Below are 19,273 nucleotides of genomic sequence, written 5' to 3' on the forward strand. Positions count from 1 at the left end.
GCTATATCAAAATCGAAATCACTAAATCTATATAACTAAATCAATATAACTAACAAGAAGAGACCAATTATGGCTTCAACAATGCAAAGTTCACAACACACAACAACAGACGGTGCTAGCGGTAATTATCGCTTTGCTCTGGTGTCATTAACATCGCTGTTTTTTATGTGGGGGTTTATTACCTGCCTAAACGACATTTTAATTCCGCATTTAAAAGCGGTGTTCTCACTTAACTATACCGAAGCCATGTTGATTCAATTTTGCTTTTTTGGTGCTTACTTTTTGGTGTCATTGCCAGCCGGTAAGTTAGTGAAAAAGATGGGATATCAAAAAGGCATCGTGTGCGGGTTATTGATTGCCTGTGTAGGGTGTTTATTGTTTTACCCAGCCGCTGCGTTTGCCACTTACGGTTTATTCTTAGGCGCGCTGTTTGTGTTGGCGTCAGGCATTACTATTTTACAAGTGGCCGCTAATCCTTATGTTAATGCCTTAGGTAGCGTTGAAACTGCATCGAGTCGATTAAACCTAACCCAGGCGTTTAATGCGCTGGGTACAACGGTTGCCCCTTATTTTGGCGCGGTATTGATTTTGTCTGTGGCTACGGGCGCAGTAGCAGGCTTAAGCCATGCTCAAGCAGAAGCTGAAGTCGTTAAACTGCCATATCTTATTTTGGCAGGTATGTTGGGTTTGCTGGCCTTAATTTTCTCTAAACTAAACTTACCGACCATTGCTGAACACAATGAAGTGTCAGACAACAATGGCATTGTTACGCATAACGGGAAAACCAGTGCATGGCAGAGTATGCACTTAGTATTAGGTGCAGTGGGGATTTTTGTTTACGTGGGCGCAGAAGTCTCAATTGGCAGCTTTTTAGTTAACTTTTTAGGCGAAGAACATATCGCCGGATTGCAAGAAGCCGATGCGGCTAAGTACATTACCTATTATTGGGGCGGGGCGATGGTCGGTCGCTTTATTGGTTCTGCTGTAATGCAAAAAATTCCAGCTGGCACCCTTTTAGCCTTTAATTCGTTAATGGCGGCGGCGTTGGTCTTAGTGGCGATGAACAGCAGCGGCGCGGTGGCGATGTGGTCTATTTTAGCGGTGGGTTTATTTAACTCAATTATGTTCCCGACCATTTTCAGCTTAGCGTTGCGTGATTTAGGCCCTCACACCTCACAAGGCAGCGGCATTTTATGTTTAGCCATTGTCGGCGGCGCCATTGTGCCGTTACTGCAAGGCGTAATGGCAGATAACATGGGCTTGCAATTAGCCTTTATTTTACCGGTTGTGTGTTATGGCTTTATTTTGTTCTATGGTGCTAAAGGCTCAAAAATGTAATCGCATCTTATGCGTTAACGGCTGATAAACTAAGCGACCTTCGGGTCGCTTTTTCTTGCTATCAGTGGTCTAAATCCCTATGATCGGCACGTTTTTACACTATTGTTATTTTATGAGAGAGCCCATGTTAACTTACCCGCTGTCTGGCAGTTCATCTGAATTAGTATTAAACGTACTGACCATGGTGTTAACCCGAGGAAAACCACTAGATAGAGCTTACTCTGAGCACTTTTCAGGTTTATCGCTTAATCCATCAGAACAAGCGCGGATCACCCAAGTTACTGGCGATATCTTACGTCGGCTGAATTTATATTGTTTTTTAGTCGATATCACACCTGATGAATTTGAGCGTCTAGGTTCAAAACTGCTTAATGGCTGGCATGTGTTTCATGGTCTTGATTTGCCAAAAATGCAGTATTCATTGCAAATCGAACAAGCATCATTTGATGCCAATCTTGAAAAAGCCAAAGCCGATCCTGTGTTATGGGACGGTTGTCCAGAATGGCTAAACGAGCTAGGGCAAACTCAATTAGGCGACAAGTGGCCAGCAGAGCGCGCCGCATTAGCCGAGCAACCTAAGCGGTATTTACGTGTTAATGAGCTTAAATGCGACCGTGAAAAACTAATTGCTCGCTTACAAAAAGAGGGCGTAACAGCAATTGCATTACCCGATGTTGCCTCTGCTGTTGAAGTGACCTCCGATTCTGCACTGTTTCGCACCGATGCCTTTAAAGATGGCTGGTTTGAGCAACAAGATGCCGGTTCGCAATTAGTGGCCGATGCTGTAGGCGCCAAACCGGGTATGCGTGTGGTTGATGCGTGTGCAGGTGCAGGCGGTAAAACATTACATATAGCAGCCCAAATGCAAGGCAAGGGGCGTTTACTGGCCATGGATGTTGAGCAATGGAAACTCGATAACCTTAAAACCCGTGCCAAACGTGCCGGCGCGCATAATGTTGAAACACGCATTATTGCCAGCTCTAAAACCATCAAACGTTTAAAGCTTACAGCCGATCGCGTTTTGCTTGATGTGCCATGTTCAGGTTTAGGTGTATTAAAACGCAACCCAGATTCAAAATGGCGTGATACTCCAGAGCGTTTGCCTGTACTTATTGAACTGCAAAAGCATATTTTGCAAAGCTACAGTCGTATGGTCAAAGTGGGCGGAATGCTCATTTACGCAACGTGTTCAATTATGCCAGAAGAAAACCGTCAACAAGTGGATGCCTTCTTAGCTGAAAACCCGCAGTTTACTCTATTAGAAGATGAAAACATTTTAGTGTCGGAGCGCGGCTTTGACGGCTTCTACCTTGCTAAGATGGAACGCATTGCCGAATAATATTTGCCCAAGGTGTTATCAACGTTATTGGATTGTGTTTTCTGTAACTGATAATTAACAATTACTTAACGGTGCTTTTTAAGCACCGTTTTTTTATTTGTACAATAAAGCATAGATTTTATAGTGTTTTATATAATTAAATCTTAATTTAACGTTGATAAACTTTCTATAAATGCATAATCTTATTAACATATTATTCAGTTGTAATATGAGTTTACTCATACCATTGTGGAGCCATATGGATATAGGACCGAATATCGACAATTCTTCGCAGCAACCTCTTGAAGAGGGTTACCATGAGTCAAGATTAGAGCGTTACAGCACTATCTTGAATATGGTGTTGCAAGGCCTGCCACTTGGCGAAATGCTGAACGCATTAGTGCTGCTTATCGAAGCGCAAAAAATTGGCACTCGCGCGTCAGTATTATTAATCAGCGAAGACGGGAAACGATTAATATCGGGTGCAGCACCTAACTTACCCGATGCGTATAACCAGGCCATTAACGGAGTTGAAATAGGTCCTCAAGTCGGCTCATGTGGTGCGGCTGCCTTTTTAGCTGAGCGGGTTATTGTTGAAGATATTGATGGCCATCCTAATTGGCAGCAATATAAAGAAATTCCAATTAACTGTGGGTTAAAAGCCTGTTGGTCAGAACCGATTAAAGACAGTGATGGTAAAGTGCTTGGCACATTTGCCATGTATTACGACACCATAAAATCGCCTACAGATCAGGATTTAATTTTAATTCAAGAAGCGGCTCGTTTAGCCAGTTTGGCCATTGAACGCAGTCGCGGTATGCATGTTCAGCGCTTGAGCAGTAAAATCTTTAACAGCTTACCTATTGCCCTGGTGATCACCAGCGAAGACAATTCCGTATTGTCAGCTAACCCGATTTTTAAATCGTTAACTTCAACTTATTACGCCAATCTCAAATTATTTGATGTGCAGCGATTTTTAAGCCATTCACCCGCCGAGCAAATTGCCGATTTATTTGATCATTTATCGCGAGGCCATGCCTGGCAGGGTGAGTTAAAAGGCTTAAGAACTGATAACGATATTATCGATATATCGTTAACCGTAGCGGTGATCCGTGACTCGTTTACCCAGCAAAATTGTTTTGCCTGGTTGATTAATGATATTTCAGCCCGAAAAAATGCTGAGCAAACCATTCATTTCCAAACAAATTATGACCAACTAACCGGTTTGGCAAATCGTAAATATTTGTTCGACAGTTTACAAAGCATCATTGAACCTGATGATTTACATAAAAAAAATGAAAAACAGTTTAGTTTGATGTTGATAGACATCGATCATTTTAAACAAATTAACGATACATTAGGCCATGACAAAGGTGACGTAATCCTCACCTTGATGGCTAAACGTTTGTCGAGTGTCATCCCTGAAAATGTGCTGTTGTCTCGGATTGCCGCCGATGAGTTTGCCTTAGTGTTTCCGGGCGAAAGGTCGACAGAAACACTCATCAGTATGGTTCACGATGTCTCTGCGGTATTAGATAATCCCTTTTCAGTAGGTGGACAACATCTTAAACTGACTGTTAGCATTGGCTTAGCGCGATACCCAGACGATGCTGACAAAGTCGAGCAAATATTAAATTGTGCCACTCAAGCGATGTATAATGCTAAGTCACATGGACGTAACGGTTTTAAATTTTTTAATCAACAAATTCAGAAAGATGCAGAACGCAATGCCGAGCTTCATCTGCGTTTAAAATCGGCCATTAATGAACAGCAGTTTGAACTTTATTATCAACCGATAGTGAACCCAAATACCGGCTTAATTATTAAAGCGGAAGTATTATTACGCTGGCAATACGATGGCCGATTTATCTCGCCTGATGAGTTTATTCCTATTGCTGAAGAGTCTGGTTTTATCGTGCAAATTGGCGAATGGGTAAGAAACCAGGCTATTGATACTATTACTACCTTACAAAAACGCGGTTTAGCGATCCCATTATCGATTAATGTGTCGACCATTGAGTTTTGGACCACCGAATTACAGCAACGATTTTTAGCGTATTTTGATGCCAAAGAAGCCGAGTTCGGTGATCAGGGATTTCCCTACTCATTGATTACCTTAGAAATCACCGAGTCGCTGATGATGAAGCAGCTTGACACCATTAACCAACTTCTTATCGAATTAAGGCATCGTGGTATGCAAATATCGGTTGATGATTTTGGTACCGGCTATTCATCATTATCATACCTGGCGAATTTCCCCGTAGATCAGGTGAAAATTGATAAGTCATTCATCCAAAAAATATCAATGGGTACTCGCCATGAAGCACTCATTGAAGCGATTGTCAGTATGAGTCGTGCTTTAGATTTATCGATTGTCGCCGAAGGCGTTGAAACTCAAACAGAACTGGATTTTATGAAACTGCAAAATATTGAGGCTGTGCAAGGGTACTTTTTCTACAAACCGATGCCAGAACACGCATTCTTTGAGTTATTAGCCAAACAGGCCCAACTCAGTTAACCGCTATTAGTTTAGGACCTGATGATCTTTCAAGGTTATTTTTTGCGATGAATCCCAATGTCAGTGTGTGTTTGACAGTGTTAAATAAAAAATGCCGCATAATACTATGCGGCATTTTTATTGAACCAGCTTAAGCTAAATCGAGTTAACCCTAACTGAGTTAACTCAAAAAAGGCGATTAGTTAAGCATGCTCTTTGGTTCAGTAAACTCAAGGTTTAATGCTTCAGCGACTTCTTTACACACGACTTTACCGTGGATAACGTTCAAGCCATTTAATAAATGTTTGTCATTTAATAAAGCTTGTTTGTAACCTTGGTTAGCTAACTTAATGATATAAGGAAGCGTGGCATTGTTTAATGCGAAAGTAGAGGTACGTGCAACAGCACCAGGCATGTTAGCAACACAATAGTGTACTACGTCATCAACAATATACGTTGGGTCTTGGTGAGTAGTAGCGTGTGAAGTTTCAACACAACCACCCTGATCGATTGCCACATCAACAATCGCACTGCCAGGCTTCATACGCTTAACCATGTCTTTAGTGATAAGCTTTGGTGCTGCTGCACCTGGTACTAATACACCACCAATCACTAAGTCAGCTTCAAGCACATGACGCTCAATGGCATCTGCAGTTGAGTAAATGGCTTTCACAGCAGAACCAAATTGCACGTTTAGACGACGTAATGCATCAATGCTACGGTCAAGTACAACCACATCGGCACCCATGCCAACAGCCATTTGCGCTGCGTTAGTACCTACCATGCCGCCACCGATGATCACAACTTTAGCCGGTTCAACACCAGGTACGCCACCTAATAGCATGCCGCGGCCACCTAATGATTTTTCAAGTGCACGCGCACCCGCTTGAATCGACATACGGCCAGCCACTTCTGACATAGGGGCAAGTAGCGGTAAACCACCACGGTCGTCAGTCACTGTTTCGTAAGCGATACACACTGCACCGCTCGCAACTAAATCATTAGTTTGAGCCAAATCTGGCGCAAGGTGTAAATAAGTAAATAAAATTTGATCGTTGCGTAACATCGCTCGTTCAACAGCTAACGGCTCTTTCACTTTTACAATCATTTCAGCTTTAGCAAAGACTTCTGCAGCAGTTGCTAAAATTGAAGCACCAGCATCAATATAATCTTGATCGGTAAAACCGATACCCACACCCGCATCAGATTGAACAAATACGTCATGACCTTTAATGGTCAATTCGCGCACGCTTGAAGGAACCATGCCAACACGGTATTCGTGGTTTTTGATTTCTGTTGGTACACCAATAATCATTTTTGAGCCTCAATTTGCATAAAACCCACTTGTAAGTGGGTATAATTGTTATTAATTGTGACCTGAACGTGCTTATTTCAGGGAACTCTAGTATAGTTCCGGTTAAGCAGATTATGCTGCTGAAGATTCCCCTTAAAAAGGTTTAAATATTGTTTTAGGGACAAAACAAGGTTAAATGTATGGCAACTAATAAAAACTATTCAATTAAAGATTTAGACCGTATCGATCGAAACATACTCAATGAACTTCAAATTGACGGACGCATCTCTAATGTAGAGTTATCTAAAAGAGTGGGTTTAAGTCCAACGCCCTGTCTTGAAAGAGTTAAACGACTTGAAAAACAAGGGTTTATTAACGGGTACACAGCACTCGTTAATCCACATTATTTAGGTGCATCACTGTTAGTCTTTGTTGAAATAACTTTAAACAGAGACACGCCAGACATTTTCGACCGCTTTAATCGTGCAGTTCAATTACTTGATGACATTCAAGAATGCCATTTAGTTTCTGGTGATTTCGACTACTTATTGAAGACTCGAGTATCAGATATGTCTGCATATCGACGATTATTAGGTGAAACCTTGCTGAAATTACCGTCTATATCAGATACTCGTACTTATGTGGTGATGGAAGAGGTAAAGCAAACCAATAAAGTTGCTTTATACAACCTAGGATAACCTTATCTTAATCACTAAGTGGTTTTACCTGTTAGGTAGCATGAAGTGCTAGCTGCAATGCCTTATATTCAATCGTGATGGACAATAGCGCTGCAACTTATCAGTTCACCATTGATTGTTTTTGTCGATAAATCACTCAGTTTTATGCATCTCAATCGCAGTTTTGATTTGTTGGATTAATTCCCTATAACAATCCATTGAGCTTGATGAAATCAAGGTGCATAATCACTGCAAATACAGTGATATTCTGTTATCTTAACCCTTATTTTTCACTCTTTTATGGATGTTTTCGTTTGACTCAGGAAAATAGTCTAAAAACACTCAGCGGCTTACAACGCTTGCTTGAAGGTGGTTTAATTCTTTGTTGCATGGTTGCAACCTACATTCTATTGGCGCTATCCAGTTTTAACCCGAATGATCCGGGCTGGAGTCAGTCGCATTTTCAAGGTGAAATTCATAACTGGACTGGCGCTGTAGGTGCTTGGACAGCCGATGTGCTGTTTTACTTTTTTGGCTTTATTGCCTTTTTAATCCCGGTGATTATCGCCACCACAGGGTGGTTTATTTTTAACCGTGCTCATCGGGTATTTGAGATTGATTATTTTTCCGTCGGATTACGCATCATAGGCTTTATGCTCATGCTGTTGGCGTTAGCCGCACTAGTCAGCATGAACGCCGACAACATGTTTGTGTTTTCAGCCGGTGGCGTAGCCGGTGATGTGATAGGGCAGGCGATGCTGCCGTATTTTAGTACGTTAGGTACCACACTGTTATTAATGTGCTTTATTTGTGCCGGTTTTACCTTAGCTACTGGGGTAAGTTGGCTCACTATTATTGAGTTAATTGGTTTTGGTGCCATTTGGTGTGCCAAAAAAGTATGGACGTTACCAAGCCTGTTTAAGCGTGAGCGTGAAACCGAAGACACCAAAGGCTTTATGTCATTGGTTGATAAGTTCAAACAACGCCGAGATGAATTAGACGATCAAGACGCTTCAGATATACCCGTTACATCAAAAGAGGCTAAAAAAGCCAAAGAGATATTTGCAACCAAGGCTGCAGTCGAAGACGACATAGCCGTTGCGCCGGAGGAGAAAAAACGCAGCTTCTTTAGCCGTAAACCTAAAGTGGTTGACGTATTTGAACCCCGCGATATTGATGATGACGAATTAGACACCGATGACCGCCAAGAGCCGTCGATTAAACTGCAAGATGACGAGCCAACATTTGCACCATGGGTTGCCAGTAAAGACGATGTAGATGACGTCAGCTTTAGTGTGAACAATGATATCGACGATACCGACACTGAGAATGATATCGATATCACGCCCGATCCATTTGCAGGAGCGTTTGAGAAACCGCATTCTGTAGGTGCGTTAGTAGCTCAAAAACAACCGAAAAAAGAAGCCAAAATTGTCGATGGTTTAGTGGTTATTGATGGCCAGGCGCCACAAGAAAAACGCAAAATGGATCCGCTACCCAGCATTACTTTACTTGATGTGCCCGATCGTAAGAAAAACCCGATTAGCGAAGAAGAGCTCAACCAGGTTGCGAGACTTGTTGAAACCAAACTGGCTGATTTTAATATTATTGCCAATGTGGTTGGAGTCTATCCAGGCCCTGTGATTACTCGTTTTGAGCTTGAATTGGCTCCAGGGGTAAAAGCATCAAAAATCTCTAACCTTGCTAAAGATTTAGCGCGTTCTTTGTTAGCTGAAAACGTGCGAGTTGTAGAGGTTATTCCGGGTAAAGCGTATGTCGGTATTGAGATACCAAACAAGTTCCGTGAAACCGTATTTATGCGCGATGTGCTAGACAGCGAAGCGTTCAACGACAGTAAATCAACGTTATCGATGGTGCTTGGCCAAGACATCGCCGGTGAGCCCGTTGTCGTCGATTTAGGTAAAATGCCGCATTTATTGGTGGCAGGTACGACAGGCTCTGGTAAGTCTGTCGGGGTTAACGCGATGATCACCAGCTTGTTATATAAATCTGGCCCTGATGATGTTCGCTTTATCATGATTGACCCTAAAATGCTTGAGCTGTCGGTATATGAAGGCATCCCACATTTATTATGTGAAGTGGTCACCGACATGAAAGAAGCGGCCAATGCTCTGCGTTGGTGTGTAGGTGAAATGGAACGTCGTTACAAATTAATGTCGGCTTTAGGTGTACGTAACTTAAAAGGTTACAACTACAAAATTAAAGAAGCTGCTGCCAAAGGTGAATACATTCCAGACCCATTATGGAAATCATCTGAGAGCATGCTAGATGAAGCGCCGCCATTAGAAAAGTTGCCATCAATTGTGGTGATTGTCGATGAGTTTGCCGACATGATTATGATTGTGGGTAAAAAAGTTGAAGAGCTCATTGCTCGTATTGCGCAAAAAGCACGTGCGGCAGGGATCCACTTAATATTAGCGACACAGCGTCCGTCGGTTGATGTTATCACCGGTTTGATTAAAGCCAACATCCCAACCCGTATAGCGTTCCAGGTGTCGTCACGTATCGACTCGCGCACCATTTTAGATCAGCAAGGTGCAGAAACCTTGTTAGGCATGGGCGACATGTTGTATTTACCACCCGGTACCAGTGTACCTAACCGTGTCCATGGTGCATTTATTGACGACCATGAAGTGCACAAAGTGGTAGCCGATTGGTGCGAACGTGGTAAGCCACAGTATATTGATGAGATTTTAAATGGGGTGTCAGAAGGTGAGCAAGTGCTGCTGCCGGGTGAAACCTCAGATACTGAAGAAGAATATGATGCGCTTTATGATGATGCCGTGGCGTTTGTAACCGAAACCCGCCGAGGCTCTATTTCAAGCGTACAACGTAAGTTTAAGATTGGTTACAACCGCGCCGCTCGCATCATTGAAATGATGGAAGGCCAAGGTATTGTGAGCTCGCAAGGCCACAACGGTAACCGCGAGGTGTTGGCACCGCCACCACCAAGAAGCCAATAGGAATAATGATGAACAAACGCATTACAGTTTTAAGTACAGTATTAAGCCTATTTTTAACGACGAGCATGTTGTCTGCCGCCGTGCAGGCCGATGACGCCACCGAATTACGCACCAAACTAGCTAAAATAGATAACTTGCATGCCACGTTTTCTCAGCAAGTGACCGACATTAACAATAAGCCTATTCAAAGTGGTAACGGCGTTTTTGCACTGGCTTATCCTAATCAATTTTACTGGCACTTAACCGAGCCAGACGAATCATTAATTGTGGCCGATGGCACCAACTTATGGGTGTTTAACCCCTTTGCTGAAGAAGTGACTGTAATGGATGTTTCACAAGCCGTTGATGCCTCACCAATGGCGTTATTAGTGCATCGTGATGATGAAACATGGAACAAATACACAGTAATAAAGCGTAAAAACAAAGCTAAATCGAACTGTTTTGATATTCAACCTAAAAAACTAAATAGCAGCGTTGTTGCGGTTAGTGTCTGTTTTAATGCAGATCAATTAACTCAATTTAACTTAACTGACGAGCAAGGTAATTTAAGCCAATTCCAATTGTCTGCGCAGCGTGCTGTGCTGCCTGCTGAAAAAAACTTGTTTAAGTTTGCCATTCCAGACAACGTTGATATTGATGATCAGCGTTTAAAGCAAGGTAACTAAGTCGTTTCATGGCTAATCTAGGTTTCGATTTTGCACCCGACTTTCGTCCTTTGGCTGCACGTATGCGGCCAAGGGAAATCAGTGAGTATATTGGCCAGGCTCACTTGCTTGGCGAAGGCCAGCCGCTACGTAAAGCGCTAGAGGCAAACCGAGCCCATTCAATGCTATTGTGGGGGCCTCCTGGAACAGGTAAAACCACCTTAGCAGAACTCATTGCCCATTATGCTAATGCCCATGTCGAGCGAATTTCAGCGGTAACCTCGGGTGTAAAAGATATTCGAGCGGCCATTGAGCAAGCCAAAGCCATTGCGCAAAGTCGTGGCCAGCGCACCTTATTATTTGTCGACGAAGTTCATCGTTTCAACAAAAGCCAACAAGATGCCTTTTTACCGTTTATTGAAGACGGTACGGTTATTTTTATTGGCGCGACAACCGAAAACCCCTCGTTTGAAATCAATAACGCCTTATTGTCACGTGCGCGTGTGTATTTAATCAATCGGTTAACGCCCGATGAAATAGCCTTAATTGTTAATCAAGCCTTAGCGGATGTTGAGCGTGGTTATGGCAAACGCCAATTAATACTACCGACAGACGTTACTAAACAACTTGCCGACATCAGTGAAGGTGATGCCCGTAAAGCACTCAACTTGCTTGAGCTCATGAGTGATTTAGTCAGCGACGGCGGTGAGTTTACAACAGAGATGCTCACTCAAGTAGCAGGCCATCAAGCGGCAGGTTACGACAAAAATGGCGATCAGTTTTACGACTTAATCTCTGCAGTACACAAATCAGTTCGAGGCTCAGCGCCTGATGCTGCACTTTACTGGTTTTGCCGGATTTTAGAAGGCGGCGGCGATGCACTCTATGTTGCCAGGCGTTTATTAGCCATTGCCTCTGAAGACATCGGTAATGCCGACCCTGTCGCCATGACTGTTGCGCTTAATGCCTGGGATTGTTATCACCGTATCGGCCCCGCAGAAGGTGAGCGCGCTATCGCACAAGCGGTGCTTTATTTAGCCAGTGCGCCTAAAAGTAATGCCGTTTACAGTGCCTTTGGCGCCGCACGAGAGTTAGCTAAACAAACCGGCCATGAGCCTGTGCCCAATCATTTGCGTAATGCGCCGACCAAACTGATGAAAGAAATCGGCTTTGGTAAAGAATACCGCTATGCCCATAACGAACCGGGCGCGTTTGCACCTGGTGAGAATTACTTTCCTGAATCACTCAAACACAGCCAGTTTTACCAGCCAACGAATCGTGGTTTTGAGAAACGCATTCAAGAAAAATTGGCACAACTCAACGAGCTTGACAGGCAAAGTGAGGTCAAACGCTATGACTAATGTATTACTTGTGGCGCTGGGTGGCTCAATTGGTGCTGTTTTACGCTATCTTTTGTCAATATTTATGATCCAGCTATTTGGAAGCAGTTTTCCTTTTGGTACACTGATGGTCAATATATTGGGATCGTTTTTAATGGGCGTTGTTTATGCACTCGGTCAACTGAGTCACGTGAGTCCAGAATTAAAAGCCTTGGTTGGTGTGGGTTTATTAGGCGCACTCACCACGTTTTCAACTTTCTCGAATGAAACCTTATTGCTGATCCAGGACGGCCTTTGGCATAAGGCTGTTTTAAATGTGTTGTTGAATGTCACCTTGTGTCTTTTTATGGTGTACATCGGTCAACAACTTGTATTTTCTCGCGTTTAACTAAAAAGAACTGACAACATGCTAGATCCAAAATTTTTGCGTAACGAACTCGAAGTCACTGCCGAGCGTTTAGCCTCTCGTGGTTTTACTCTTGATGTCGATAATTTGACCAAGCTTGAAGAAAAGCGTAAATCGCTTCAAGTAGAAACTGAAGACTTACAAGCATCGCGTAACGCGATTTCTAAGTCGATTGGCCAAGCTAAAGCTCGCGGCGAAGACACGAGTTCCATTATGGCGCAAGTGGGTGATTTAGGATCGCAGTTAGATGCGAAAAAGGCTGAGCTTGCTGAGCTATTACAACAAATTAACGTTATTGCCATGAGCGTACCGAACTTGCCAGACGAGTCAGTGCCAGTAGGTAAAGACGAAAGCGAAAACGTTGAAGTGCGTCAGTGGGGCACCCCAAAAGTATTCGACTTTGAAGTCAAAGATCATTTAGATTTAGGCGAAGCACTTGGCGGATTAGACTTTAAAAGCGCCGTTAAAATCACCGGTTCGCGCTTTATTATTATGCGTGGCCAAATAGCCCGTTTAAACCGTGCATTAGGTCAGTTTATGCTAGACCTACACACCACAGAACACGGCTACACTGAAGCATACGTGCCGTTACTCGTTAACGAAGACAGCTTAATGGGTACAGGCCAATTACCTAAATTTGGTGAAGACTTATTCCACACTAAGCCTGCTACAGAAGAAGGCCAGGGTTTATCGCTTATTCCTACCGCTGAAGTGCCATTAACCAACTATGTGCGCGATATGATTGTTGAAGAAAGCGAACTGCCAATGAAGATGACCGCATTAACGTCATGTTTCAGAAGCGAAGCGGGTTCATACGGCCGTGATACTCGCGGGTTAATTCGCCAGCACCAATTTGATAAAGTTGAGCTAGTACAAATTGCTCATCCAGATAACTCTATGGCAGCATTAGACGAAATTACTGCTAATGCTGAAAGAGTATTACAACTATTAAACCTGCCTCACCGCACTATGGTGTTGTGTACCGGTGACATGGGCTTTGGCTCAAGCAAAACCTTCGACATTGAAGTATGGTTACCCGCGCAAAATACTTACCGTGAAATTTCATCTTGTTCAAATATGAAAGATTTCCAGGCGCGTAGAATGCAAGCTCGATACCGTAGTAAAGTCGACAATAAGCCTGCATTATTACACACACTCAATGGATCTGGTTTGGCTGTCGGTCGTACGTTAGTAGCTGTTCTTGAAAACTATCAAAACCAAGACGGCACCATTACGGTACCTGATGTATTACGTCCATACATGGGCGGCTTAAGCGTCATTGGTTAATGGTGTAATGTATTTGTCGTGCTCCTCGAGTGCGACAAACATTTTTGATACTTTTTAAAGGATAATAAGCGGTGGCTACTGGTCAGCGTAATAACAGTAAATTTGTGTCTTCTTCGATTGGGATGTTTTTTGTATTATTGGTATTCGTGTTGCTTGGTCAAGTCGCCTTTATCTTATTAGATAATGTCGTACCTCAGTAAAGCCTCTGAATATAAAGCCCTGAATGTAAAGCCCTAAATTTAAAGCCAAAATCTAAGCGTCGAAGTAAAAGTACCGAAAAATAGTGAACAGTAAAAAGCCCAGTCAAGCATGCTTAACTGGGCTTTTTGTTTGGTATTTCAATAATCTACAAGCATTTAGCCGGTTTTGGTAATCCGGCAATTTTAGTGGCTTGCTTGGCAGGGCCAATTGGGAATAGGGTATACAGGTATTTAGAGTTACCTTTATCTGCACCTAAGCTTTGGCCAATAGCTTTAACTAACACTCTGATCGCTGGGCTGGTTTTGTATTCTAGGTAAAAATTGCGTACAAACCGAATCACTTCCCAGTGTTGCTCTGTCAGTTCAATCTTTTCAGTCGCTGCAATAACTGGCGCCATCGACTCTTGCCAATCTGCAACATTTTTTAAATAGCCTTGATGATCAATTTCAATCTGTTGACCATTAAATTCAAAAGAGTTTACCAAGTGATGACCTTGTTATGCTTAAGTGATTGCTCAACAAAATCTGAGTAATCAATAATATGAAAAAGTTCGGCTGACATATGTTCTGCAATCATATCAATCCGCTGCTGTAATCCCCGCGCTTGAATATCATCTTGCAACACAAATAGGTTAACCGAGGTTAAACGCTGTTGCCACTGGGCTTGTAATAAGCAGTTAACGGCATCGCCAGCTAATAATATACTGTCGTTAGGGTGAATGTACCGTAAGCAGGTGTTGAGTGCATTGTCGGTTAATGCTGATGTTTGAATATGATGTAAAATCAAAATACTAATACCTCATCAACCGCTTGTAATGTTTGGGTTATCATATAGGCACTAGCAACCTCGGCATCAATACTTAATTCGCTGGCATTCATCCCCAAGCGTTGCATCGATTCACTGCATACTAATACCGTTTCAATATCGTATAACGGCAGTGCTTTAAGGGCCGCTAAGTAATCTTTTGCGCCTGCTTGCTCTGGGGTTTGCCCACCCAGAAGATGTAATACCGCTTCGTCAGTAAAAATAAGACTCACTTGCTGCTCAAAGCTGGCGCTGAGCATCGCAACATCGAGACCTTCACGGCCACTGGTGGACCCAAATGGTGCATGGCGAAATACAATGGCCACAGATTTCATTATTAATCCTATCGATTTTAAAAGCTGATTAAACGATCGGCTTTTTCTATGCCAACCACTAATTCGCCTAAGCCGCCCATGGAAAAATGCTCACTACTATTCCAATGGCTTTTGCCGTTTTCAACAGCTTCTTGCTGTGATAACACCCCACGGCGAAGTGCAGCAGACACGCAATTAGTGAGCGGTATTTGATGTTGCTGTGCAAAGGCTTGCCACTGAGCATGCATGTCTATTTCGTCAGAGGCTGGGCAGGTAAGGGCGTTACTGTTTGTCACGCCATTTTGGTAGAAAAAGACCGTGATAATGTCATGACCATTGGCCAACACACTTTGACAAAAGGTCAATGCACGAAAACTGGCGCTAGAGCCATAAACACTGCCGTTTACTTGAATAATGAATTTGCTCATGATAAAAAAAATGACCCTAAAGTAGGGTCATTTTATCGTAATTTAACGCTGAACTCTATCGGCGATTAATCGTCGTTGCCCATACCCATTAAATGCAGAAGACTCATAAATAAGTTTAAGAAATCTAAAAATAACGAAACGGTTGCACGGATGTAGTTGGTTTCGCCGCCGTTCACGATACGGCTAGTGTCATATAAAATAAAACCGGTCATCAGTAATGCAATACCCGCGTTCATTGCCATAAACATAATCGAGCTTTGCACAAATAAGTTAATCACTAGTGCACCAATCATGACTAACATGCCAGCAAACAAGAACCCGCCCATAAACGAGAAATCTTTTTTAGTGGTCAGTGCATAAGCTGATAAGGCTACAAAGATAACGGAAGTTAAACCAAGTGCTTGCATAATTAAGCCAGGGCCATTGGCCATACCAGCATAATGGTTAAGAATGTAGCCTAATGAAGCACCTTCCATACCGGTAAAGGCAAATACCCAAAAGATACCCGCAGCAGTGTCAGCTTTTTTCAATGTGACAAATAATAATACTAAGCCACCTAATGCTAAGCCCAGTGATGGCCAGCGACCAATTTCAAATAACATGCTTAAACCTGCGCTAGCCGCAGCAAAAGCCAATGTCATTGATAACAGCATATAGGTGTTTTTTAACAGTTTATTGACTTCAGTAGTCGATAGACTAGGGGATATAACTGATTGTTGACTCATTATCGTCTCCAGAGATTAACTCAATGATTTGTTCAACGCGAAAACCTATCGTTTTCACTCTGACAGTAAATCTTTGTTATTAGCGTAAGCAATGTACATTAAATATAAATTAATTTATGACATCGATTCATGTCGCTACGTTACCATAAAGCTAAGAGTAATATAACCTTATAATCTTCAATAGCTTCCGTTTAGCTTAGCCATTCTTTTTTAAGCTTAGGTGTCTCGCCTAAATAATCCAGAACCCACTGCATTGCAGGGGTCATATTGGCATTGTTCCAGGCCAAACAGCAGGCGGTATCTTGTTTAGGTTTGTCTAATTGCTTTTCTATTAATGCACCGGCTTTAATGAATATATCCGCCAAATGGTTAGGCATATAACCTACACCTAAGCCTTCACGAAAACAGTTTAATGCGCGGATCCAGTCTGGCACCACAATACGGCGCTGGTTGTTTAATAACCAATTAGGTCTGTGTGCGATATTATGCGCGGTATCTTGTAAACAAATGGACGGATATTGTAATAACTCCTCGTCAGTTAATGCATGTTCAGCTTTAGCCAATGGATGGTTTTTACCGACCAAAAACGACCACTGAATCATTCCCATATCGCGAGACTTAAATACCCCACCAACAGGAATACTCGAGGTTGCGCCAATGGCAACATCACTCTTACCTGTCGATAACGCTTCCCATACGCCGTTATACACTTCAAGGCGGATGATTAATTCAATGTCGGTAAAGTGGCGATAAAAATCGGCAATCAACCCGCTTATCTTGTCGGCGCGCACCATATTATCAATCGCGATAGACAAAGAAGGCCGCCAACCATTGGCGACTTTTTGAGTATCACGCTTAATGTTATTCAATTTAGTCATGATCTCACGCGACTGAGCGACAAAATGCTCACCCGCAGGCGTCAAACTCACACTACGATGATGACGTTCAAATAATATGACCCCTAGGTCATCTTCAATTTGTTTAATTGCATAACTCACCGCCGAGGGGACTTTATTTAATTTATTGGCGGCGGCAGTAAAACTACCCACTCGGGCAACTATATCTATCATTTCGAATGCTTGTTCTGAAAGCATCTCGCTATCCTTGGCATTGGCAACATTACTTGCAGTAAAGGTAAACATTAACCCCAATCAAATCAAGCAAAGTCGCGGTGATAAGCTGTTTAATCACATATTTGGCTTAGCAAAAGACCAGATAACCAGTTTAAAGAATGCAGACCATTCTCAATACCTTATAAATGACAGTCTTGTGGGTGACTATATCGACCTTACAGTGCCGATAAATCAGCATCCACACACTATCTATTCATCTTCTGAGTGTTTTATCGCCACTTAACTGATTATTTTCAATTTCCCCTTTACACCAAACAGCCATTGTCATATTATTCGGCCGCTCGGAGGGATGGCAGAGTGGTCGAATGCACCGGTCTTGAAAACCGGCAACGGTTTATCCCGTTCTAGGGTTCAAATCCCTATCCCTCCGCCACATTAAAATAAAAAGGCCCGCTATTTATAGCGGGCCTTTTTATTGGGCGAAAGATAGGACTTTGAACCCTGGGTTCCTCTTTATTACAAGCAAGCTATCCCTCCTCAAGATTCAACATCAAATACCACATCAATAAAGATTAGGCATTTTTATTGGGCGAAAGATAGTACTTTGAACCCTGGGTTCCTCTTTATTACGAGCAAGCTATCCCTCCTCAAGATCCAAGACCAAATGCCACATCAATAAAGATTAGGCATTTTTATTGGGCGAAAGATAGGGCTTTGACCCCGGGCCCTCTGTATTACAAGCAAGCTATCCCACAGCAAGATTTAAGACTAAATGCCAAATCGACAAACCTAAGGCCTTTTTATTTGGGCGAAAGATAGAGATTTAAACCCTGGGTTCCTCTTTATTACAAGCAAGCTATCCCTCTTCAAGATTCAAGACTAATACCCAAAAAGTATCATTAGGCAGTGCTGATTAATTATGGGTGTCTTGATTAATCAAAAACGATTTAAAATCGTTCTTTAGTTGTATCGTATTTAAAATAGAAAAATCGTAATCATTTGATATTAATGCTTTTATTTTTTCTGGCGGTGACCACAAACTCTACTTTACGCGCAAGCTCGGTTTGTTTTTGCCTGTTAGGCACAATTAATTGCTTTACTTCAATAAGATAGCAAATGTAGGATGATATTAATCAATAACTTAAACGGTCGACTTTATCGGTCGAGCCGTTCAATAAAACGTTATGCCGCTGTTCAATCACAATTAGAGTTCACTAAATGATTCCACCTAGAGTATTTATTTCATATTCTCATGATTCTGCCGAACACAAAGGTTGGGTTCTGAATTTAGCTACTACGCTGAGACATAGAGGTGTAGATGTTGTGCTTGATCAATGGGATTTAAAACCTGGAGATGATTTGCCTCACTTCATGGAAACAGAACTCGCAAAATGTGATTATTCTGTAATAGTTTGTTCTGAAACTTATGTTTCAAAAGCAAATGCGGGAGAAGGTGGAGTTGGCTACGAAAAAATGATAGCAACATCATCGTTATTATCAACAATTGATAATAATAAAATTATTCCAATTGTAAGGCAGGCAGCTAAACCTATTTTACCTACGTTTCTACAATCAAAGATTTATATCAATTTTTCTAATGATTCTGATGTCGAATATTCTCTTGATGAACTATTGAGGGCCATCCTTAATGCTCCATTATACGAAAAGCCAGAAATTGGCAGTAACCCCTTTCAATCTTTGGTTAATGCAAAGCCAGATAGAACCGCTGATGGCCTCAAATCAGCCATGTCATGTATTGCAGCAGCATTCGAAAAATGCACAACAGATGACTTATCTATTGGACAAATTTTAGGTTATACAGATATACATCGATTAAAATTAGAGCGTTACTTGGCGCAGGCTATAGCCGAAAATTTAGTATATAAAAATGGCGCTGTTGTAGGTAAATGTTGTCTATACTTAATGGGTGAAGCTAACTGATT

At 42.2% G+C, this 19,273-nt stretch carries 18 protein-coding genes and 1 tRNA gene; 12 read left to right on the top strand and 7 right to left on the bottom strand.

Features of this window, described 5'->3' with window-relative positions; genetic code table 11:
• Positions 1-69 precede the first annotated feature (69 nt).
• The 3 genes from AC19MV_RS02300 to AC19MV_RS02310 all read left to right on the top strand — a co-directional run bounded on the left by AC19MV_RS02300 (position 70) and on the right by AC19MV_RS02310 (position 5,174).
• Positions 70-1,338, top strand: a complete 1,269-nt coding sequence (locus AC19MV_RS02300) for a sugar MFS transporter (protein WP_498305545.1) — start codon at positions 70-72, stop codon at positions 1,336-1,338.
• 124 nt (positions 1,339-1,462) lie between these two features.
• Positions 1,463-2,677: an RsmB/NOP family class I SAM-dependent RNA methyltransferase gene (locus AC19MV_RS02305; protein ID WP_498305547.1), complete on the top strand. Its 1,215-nt coding sequence runs from the start codon at positions 1,463-1,465 to the stop codon at positions 2,675-2,677.
• A 238-nt stretch (positions 2,678-2,915) separates the two neighbouring features.
• Positions 2,916-5,174, top strand: a complete 2,259-nt coding sequence (locus AC19MV_RS02310; protein ID WP_498305549.1) for a bifunctional diguanylate cyclase/phosphodiesterase — start codon at positions 2,916-2,918, stop codon at positions 5,172-5,174.
• Positions 5,175-5,352: 178 nt separating this feature from the next.
• On the opposite strand, the gene ald is transcribed toward AC19MV_RS02310, so the two are convergent.
• Positions 5,353-6,468, bottom strand: a complete 1,116-nt coding sequence (ald, locus tag AC19MV_RS02315) for an alanine dehydrogenase (RefSeq protein ID WP_432399532.1) — start codon at positions 6,466-6,468, stop codon at positions 5,353-5,355.
• Positions 6,469-6,647: 179 nt separating this feature from the next.
• Here ald and lrp point away from each other — a divergent pair, with 179 nt between their 5' ends.
• From lrp to serS, 6 genes are all read left to right on the top strand, one after another.
• Complete coding sequence (gene lrp, locus AC19MV_RS02320) at positions 6,648-7,145, top strand: leucine-responsive transcriptional regulator Lrp (protein WP_432399531.1); 498 nt, start codon at positions 6,648-6,650, stop codon at positions 7,143-7,145.
• 293 nt (positions 7,146-7,438) lie between these two features.
• Complete coding sequence (locus tag AC19MV_RS02325; RefSeq protein WP_498305550.1) at positions 7,439-10,108, top strand: DNA translocase FtsK; 2,670 nt, start codon at positions 7,439-7,441, stop codon at positions 10,106-10,108.
• An 8-nt stretch (positions 10,109-10,116) separates the two neighbouring features.
• A complete protein-coding gene (gene lolA / locus AC19MV_RS02330; protein ID WP_432399529.1) occupies positions 10,117-10,773 on the top strand; it encodes an outer membrane lipoprotein periplasmic chaperone LolA in 657 nt (218 codons plus the stop codon).
• Between the two features lie 8 nt (positions 10,774-10,781).
• A complete protein-coding gene (locus AC19MV_RS02335) occupies positions 10,782-12,113 on the top strand; it encodes a replication-associated recombination protein A (protein ID WP_498305551.1) in 1,332 nt (443 codons plus the stop codon).
• Positions 12,106-12,480, top strand: coding sequence for a fluoride efflux transporter CrcB (gene crcB, locus AC19MV_RS02340; protein ID WP_432399527.1), 375 nt, complete (start codon positions 12,106-12,108; stop codon positions 12,478-12,480). Before AC19MV_RS02335 ends, crcB begins: the two co-directional genes overlap by 8 nt.
• A gap of 18 nt (positions 12,481-12,498) precedes the next feature.
• Positions 12,499-13,785, top strand: a complete 1,287-nt coding sequence (gene serS / locus AC19MV_RS02345; protein ID WP_498305552.1) for a serine--tRNA ligase — start codon at positions 12,499-12,501, stop codon at positions 13,783-13,785.
• 346 nt (positions 13,786-14,131) lie between these two features.
• On the opposite strand, the gene AC19MV_RS02350 is transcribed toward serS, so the two are convergent.
• The 6 genes from AC19MV_RS02350 to punR form a co-directional block, all read right to left on the bottom strand.
• Positions 14,132-14,470, bottom strand: coding sequence for a TusE/DsrC/DsvC family sulfur relay protein (locus tag AC19MV_RS02350; protein ID WP_498305554.1), 339 nt, complete (start codon positions 14,468-14,470; stop codon positions 14,132-14,134).
• Entirely contained in the window at positions 14,464-14,772 is a 309-nt protein-coding gene (tusB, locus tag AC19MV_RS02355) for a sulfurtransferase complex subunit TusB (RefSeq protein ID WP_498305556.1), read from the bottom strand. The genes AC19MV_RS02350 and tusB overlap by 7 nt, the downstream gene beginning before the upstream one ends.
• The gene (gene tusC, locus AC19MV_RS02360) at positions 14,769-15,125 is read right to left on the bottom strand and encodes a sulfurtransferase complex subunit TusC (protein ID WP_498305558.1); all 357 of its coding nucleotides are present in this window, start codon (positions 15,123-15,125) and stop codon (positions 14,769-14,771) included. The genes tusB and tusC overlap by 4 nt, the downstream gene beginning before the upstream one ends.
• Positions 15,126-15,142: 17 nt before the next feature.
• Positions 15,143-15,532: a sulfurtransferase complex subunit TusD gene (gene tusD / locus AC19MV_RS02365; protein WP_498305559.1), complete on the bottom strand. Its 390-nt coding sequence runs from the start codon at positions 15,530-15,532 to the stop codon at positions 15,143-15,145.
• Positions 15,533-15,597: 65 nt separating this feature from the next.
• On the bottom strand, positions 15,598-16,257 hold the full coding sequence (locus tag AC19MV_RS02370) for a Bax inhibitor-1/YccA family protein (RefSeq protein WP_188955293.1): 660 nt from the start codon (positions 16,255-16,257) through the stop codon (positions 15,598-15,600).
• A gap of 191 nt (positions 16,258-16,448) precedes the next feature.
• The gene (gene punR, locus AC19MV_RS02375) at positions 16,449-17,351 is read right to left on the bottom strand and encodes a DNA-binding transcriptional activator PunR (RefSeq protein WP_498299077.1); all 903 of its coding nucleotides are present in this window, start codon (positions 17,349-17,351) and stop codon (positions 16,449-16,451) included.
• Between the two features lie 10 nt (positions 17,352-17,361).
• On the opposite strand from punR, the gene AC19MV_RS02380 reads away from it, so the two are divergent.
• The 3 genes from AC19MV_RS02380 to AC19MV_RS02390 all read left to right on the top strand — a co-directional run bounded on the left by AC19MV_RS02380 (position 17,362) and on the right by AC19MV_RS02390 (position 19,271).
• The gene (locus AC19MV_RS02380; protein ID WP_498305561.1) at positions 17,362-17,613 is read left to right on the top strand and encodes a hypothetical protein; all 252 of its coding nucleotides are present in this window, start codon (positions 17,362-17,364) and stop codon (positions 17,611-17,613) included.
• Between the two features lie 60 nt (positions 17,614-17,673).
• A tRNA-Ser gene (locus tag AC19MV_RS02385) sits at positions 17,674-17,763 on the top strand.
• Between the two features lie 785 nt (positions 17,764-18,548).
• Complete coding sequence (locus AC19MV_RS02390) at positions 18,549-19,271, top strand: toll/interleukin-1 receptor domain-containing protein (protein WP_498305563.1); 723 nt, start codon at positions 18,549-18,551, stop codon at positions 19,269-19,271.
• Positions 19,272-19,273 lie beyond the last annotated feature (2 nt).

The sequence above is a fragment of the Shewanella sp. MF05913 genome, from assembly GCF_059758095.1.

What these genes read in the sequence shown, in the direction of transcription:
- AC19MV_RS02335 (WP_498305551.1), top strand. Translation starts at nt 10,782, where the DNA reads ATGGCTAATCTAGGTTTCGATTTTGCACCCGACTTTCGTCCTTTGGCT.
- crcB (WP_432399527.1), top strand. Translation starts at nt 12,106, where the DNA reads ATGACTAATGTATTACTTGTGGCGCTGGGTGGCTCAATTGGTGCTGTT.
- AC19MV_RS02310 (WP_498305549.1), top strand. Translation starts at nt 2,916, where the DNA reads ATGGATATAGGACCGAATATCGACAATTCTTCGCAGCAACCTCTTGAA.
- punR (WP_498299077.1), bottom strand. Translation starts at nt 17,351, where the DNA reads ATGCTTTCAGAACAAGCATTCGAAATGATAGATATAGTTGCCCGAGTG.
- lrp (WP_432399531.1), top strand. Translation starts at nt 6,648, where the DNA reads ATGGCAACTAATAAAAACTATTCAATTAAAGATTTAGACCGTATCGAT.
- serS (WP_498305552.1), top strand. Translation starts at nt 12,499, where the DNA reads ATGCTAGATCCAAAATTTTTGCGTAACGAACTCGAAGTCACTGCCGAG.
- AC19MV_RS02300 (WP_498305545.1), top strand. Translation starts at nt 70, where the DNA reads ATGGCTTCAACAATGCAAAGTTCACAACACACAACAACAGACGGTGCT.
- AC19MV_RS02370 (WP_188955293.1), bottom strand. Translation starts at nt 16,257, where the DNA reads ATGAGTCAACAATCAGTTATATCCCCTAGTCTATCGACTACTGAAGTC.
- tusC (WP_498305558.1), bottom strand. Translation starts at nt 15,125, where the DNA reads ATGAAATCTGTGGCCATTGTATTTCGCCATGCACCATTTGGGTCCACC.
- AC19MV_RS02305 (WP_498305547.1), top strand. Translation starts at nt 1,463, where the DNA reads ATGTTAACTTACCCGCTGTCTGGCAGTTCATCTGAATTAGTATTAAAC.
- lolA (WP_432399529.1), top strand. Translation starts at nt 10,117, where the DNA reads ATGAACAAACGCATTACAGTTTTAAGTACAGTATTAAGCCTATTTTTA.
- AC19MV_RS02390 (WP_498305563.1), top strand. Translation starts at nt 18,549, where the DNA reads ATGATTCCACCTAGAGTATTTATTTCATATTCTCATGATTCTGCCGAA.
- tusD (WP_498305559.1), bottom strand. Translation starts at nt 15,532, where the DNA reads ATGAGCAAATTCATTATTCAAGTAAACGGCAGTGTTTATGGCTCTAGC.
- ald (WP_432399532.1), bottom strand. Translation starts at nt 6,468, where the DNA reads ATGATTATTGGTGTACCAACAGAAATCAAAAACCACGAATACCGTGTT.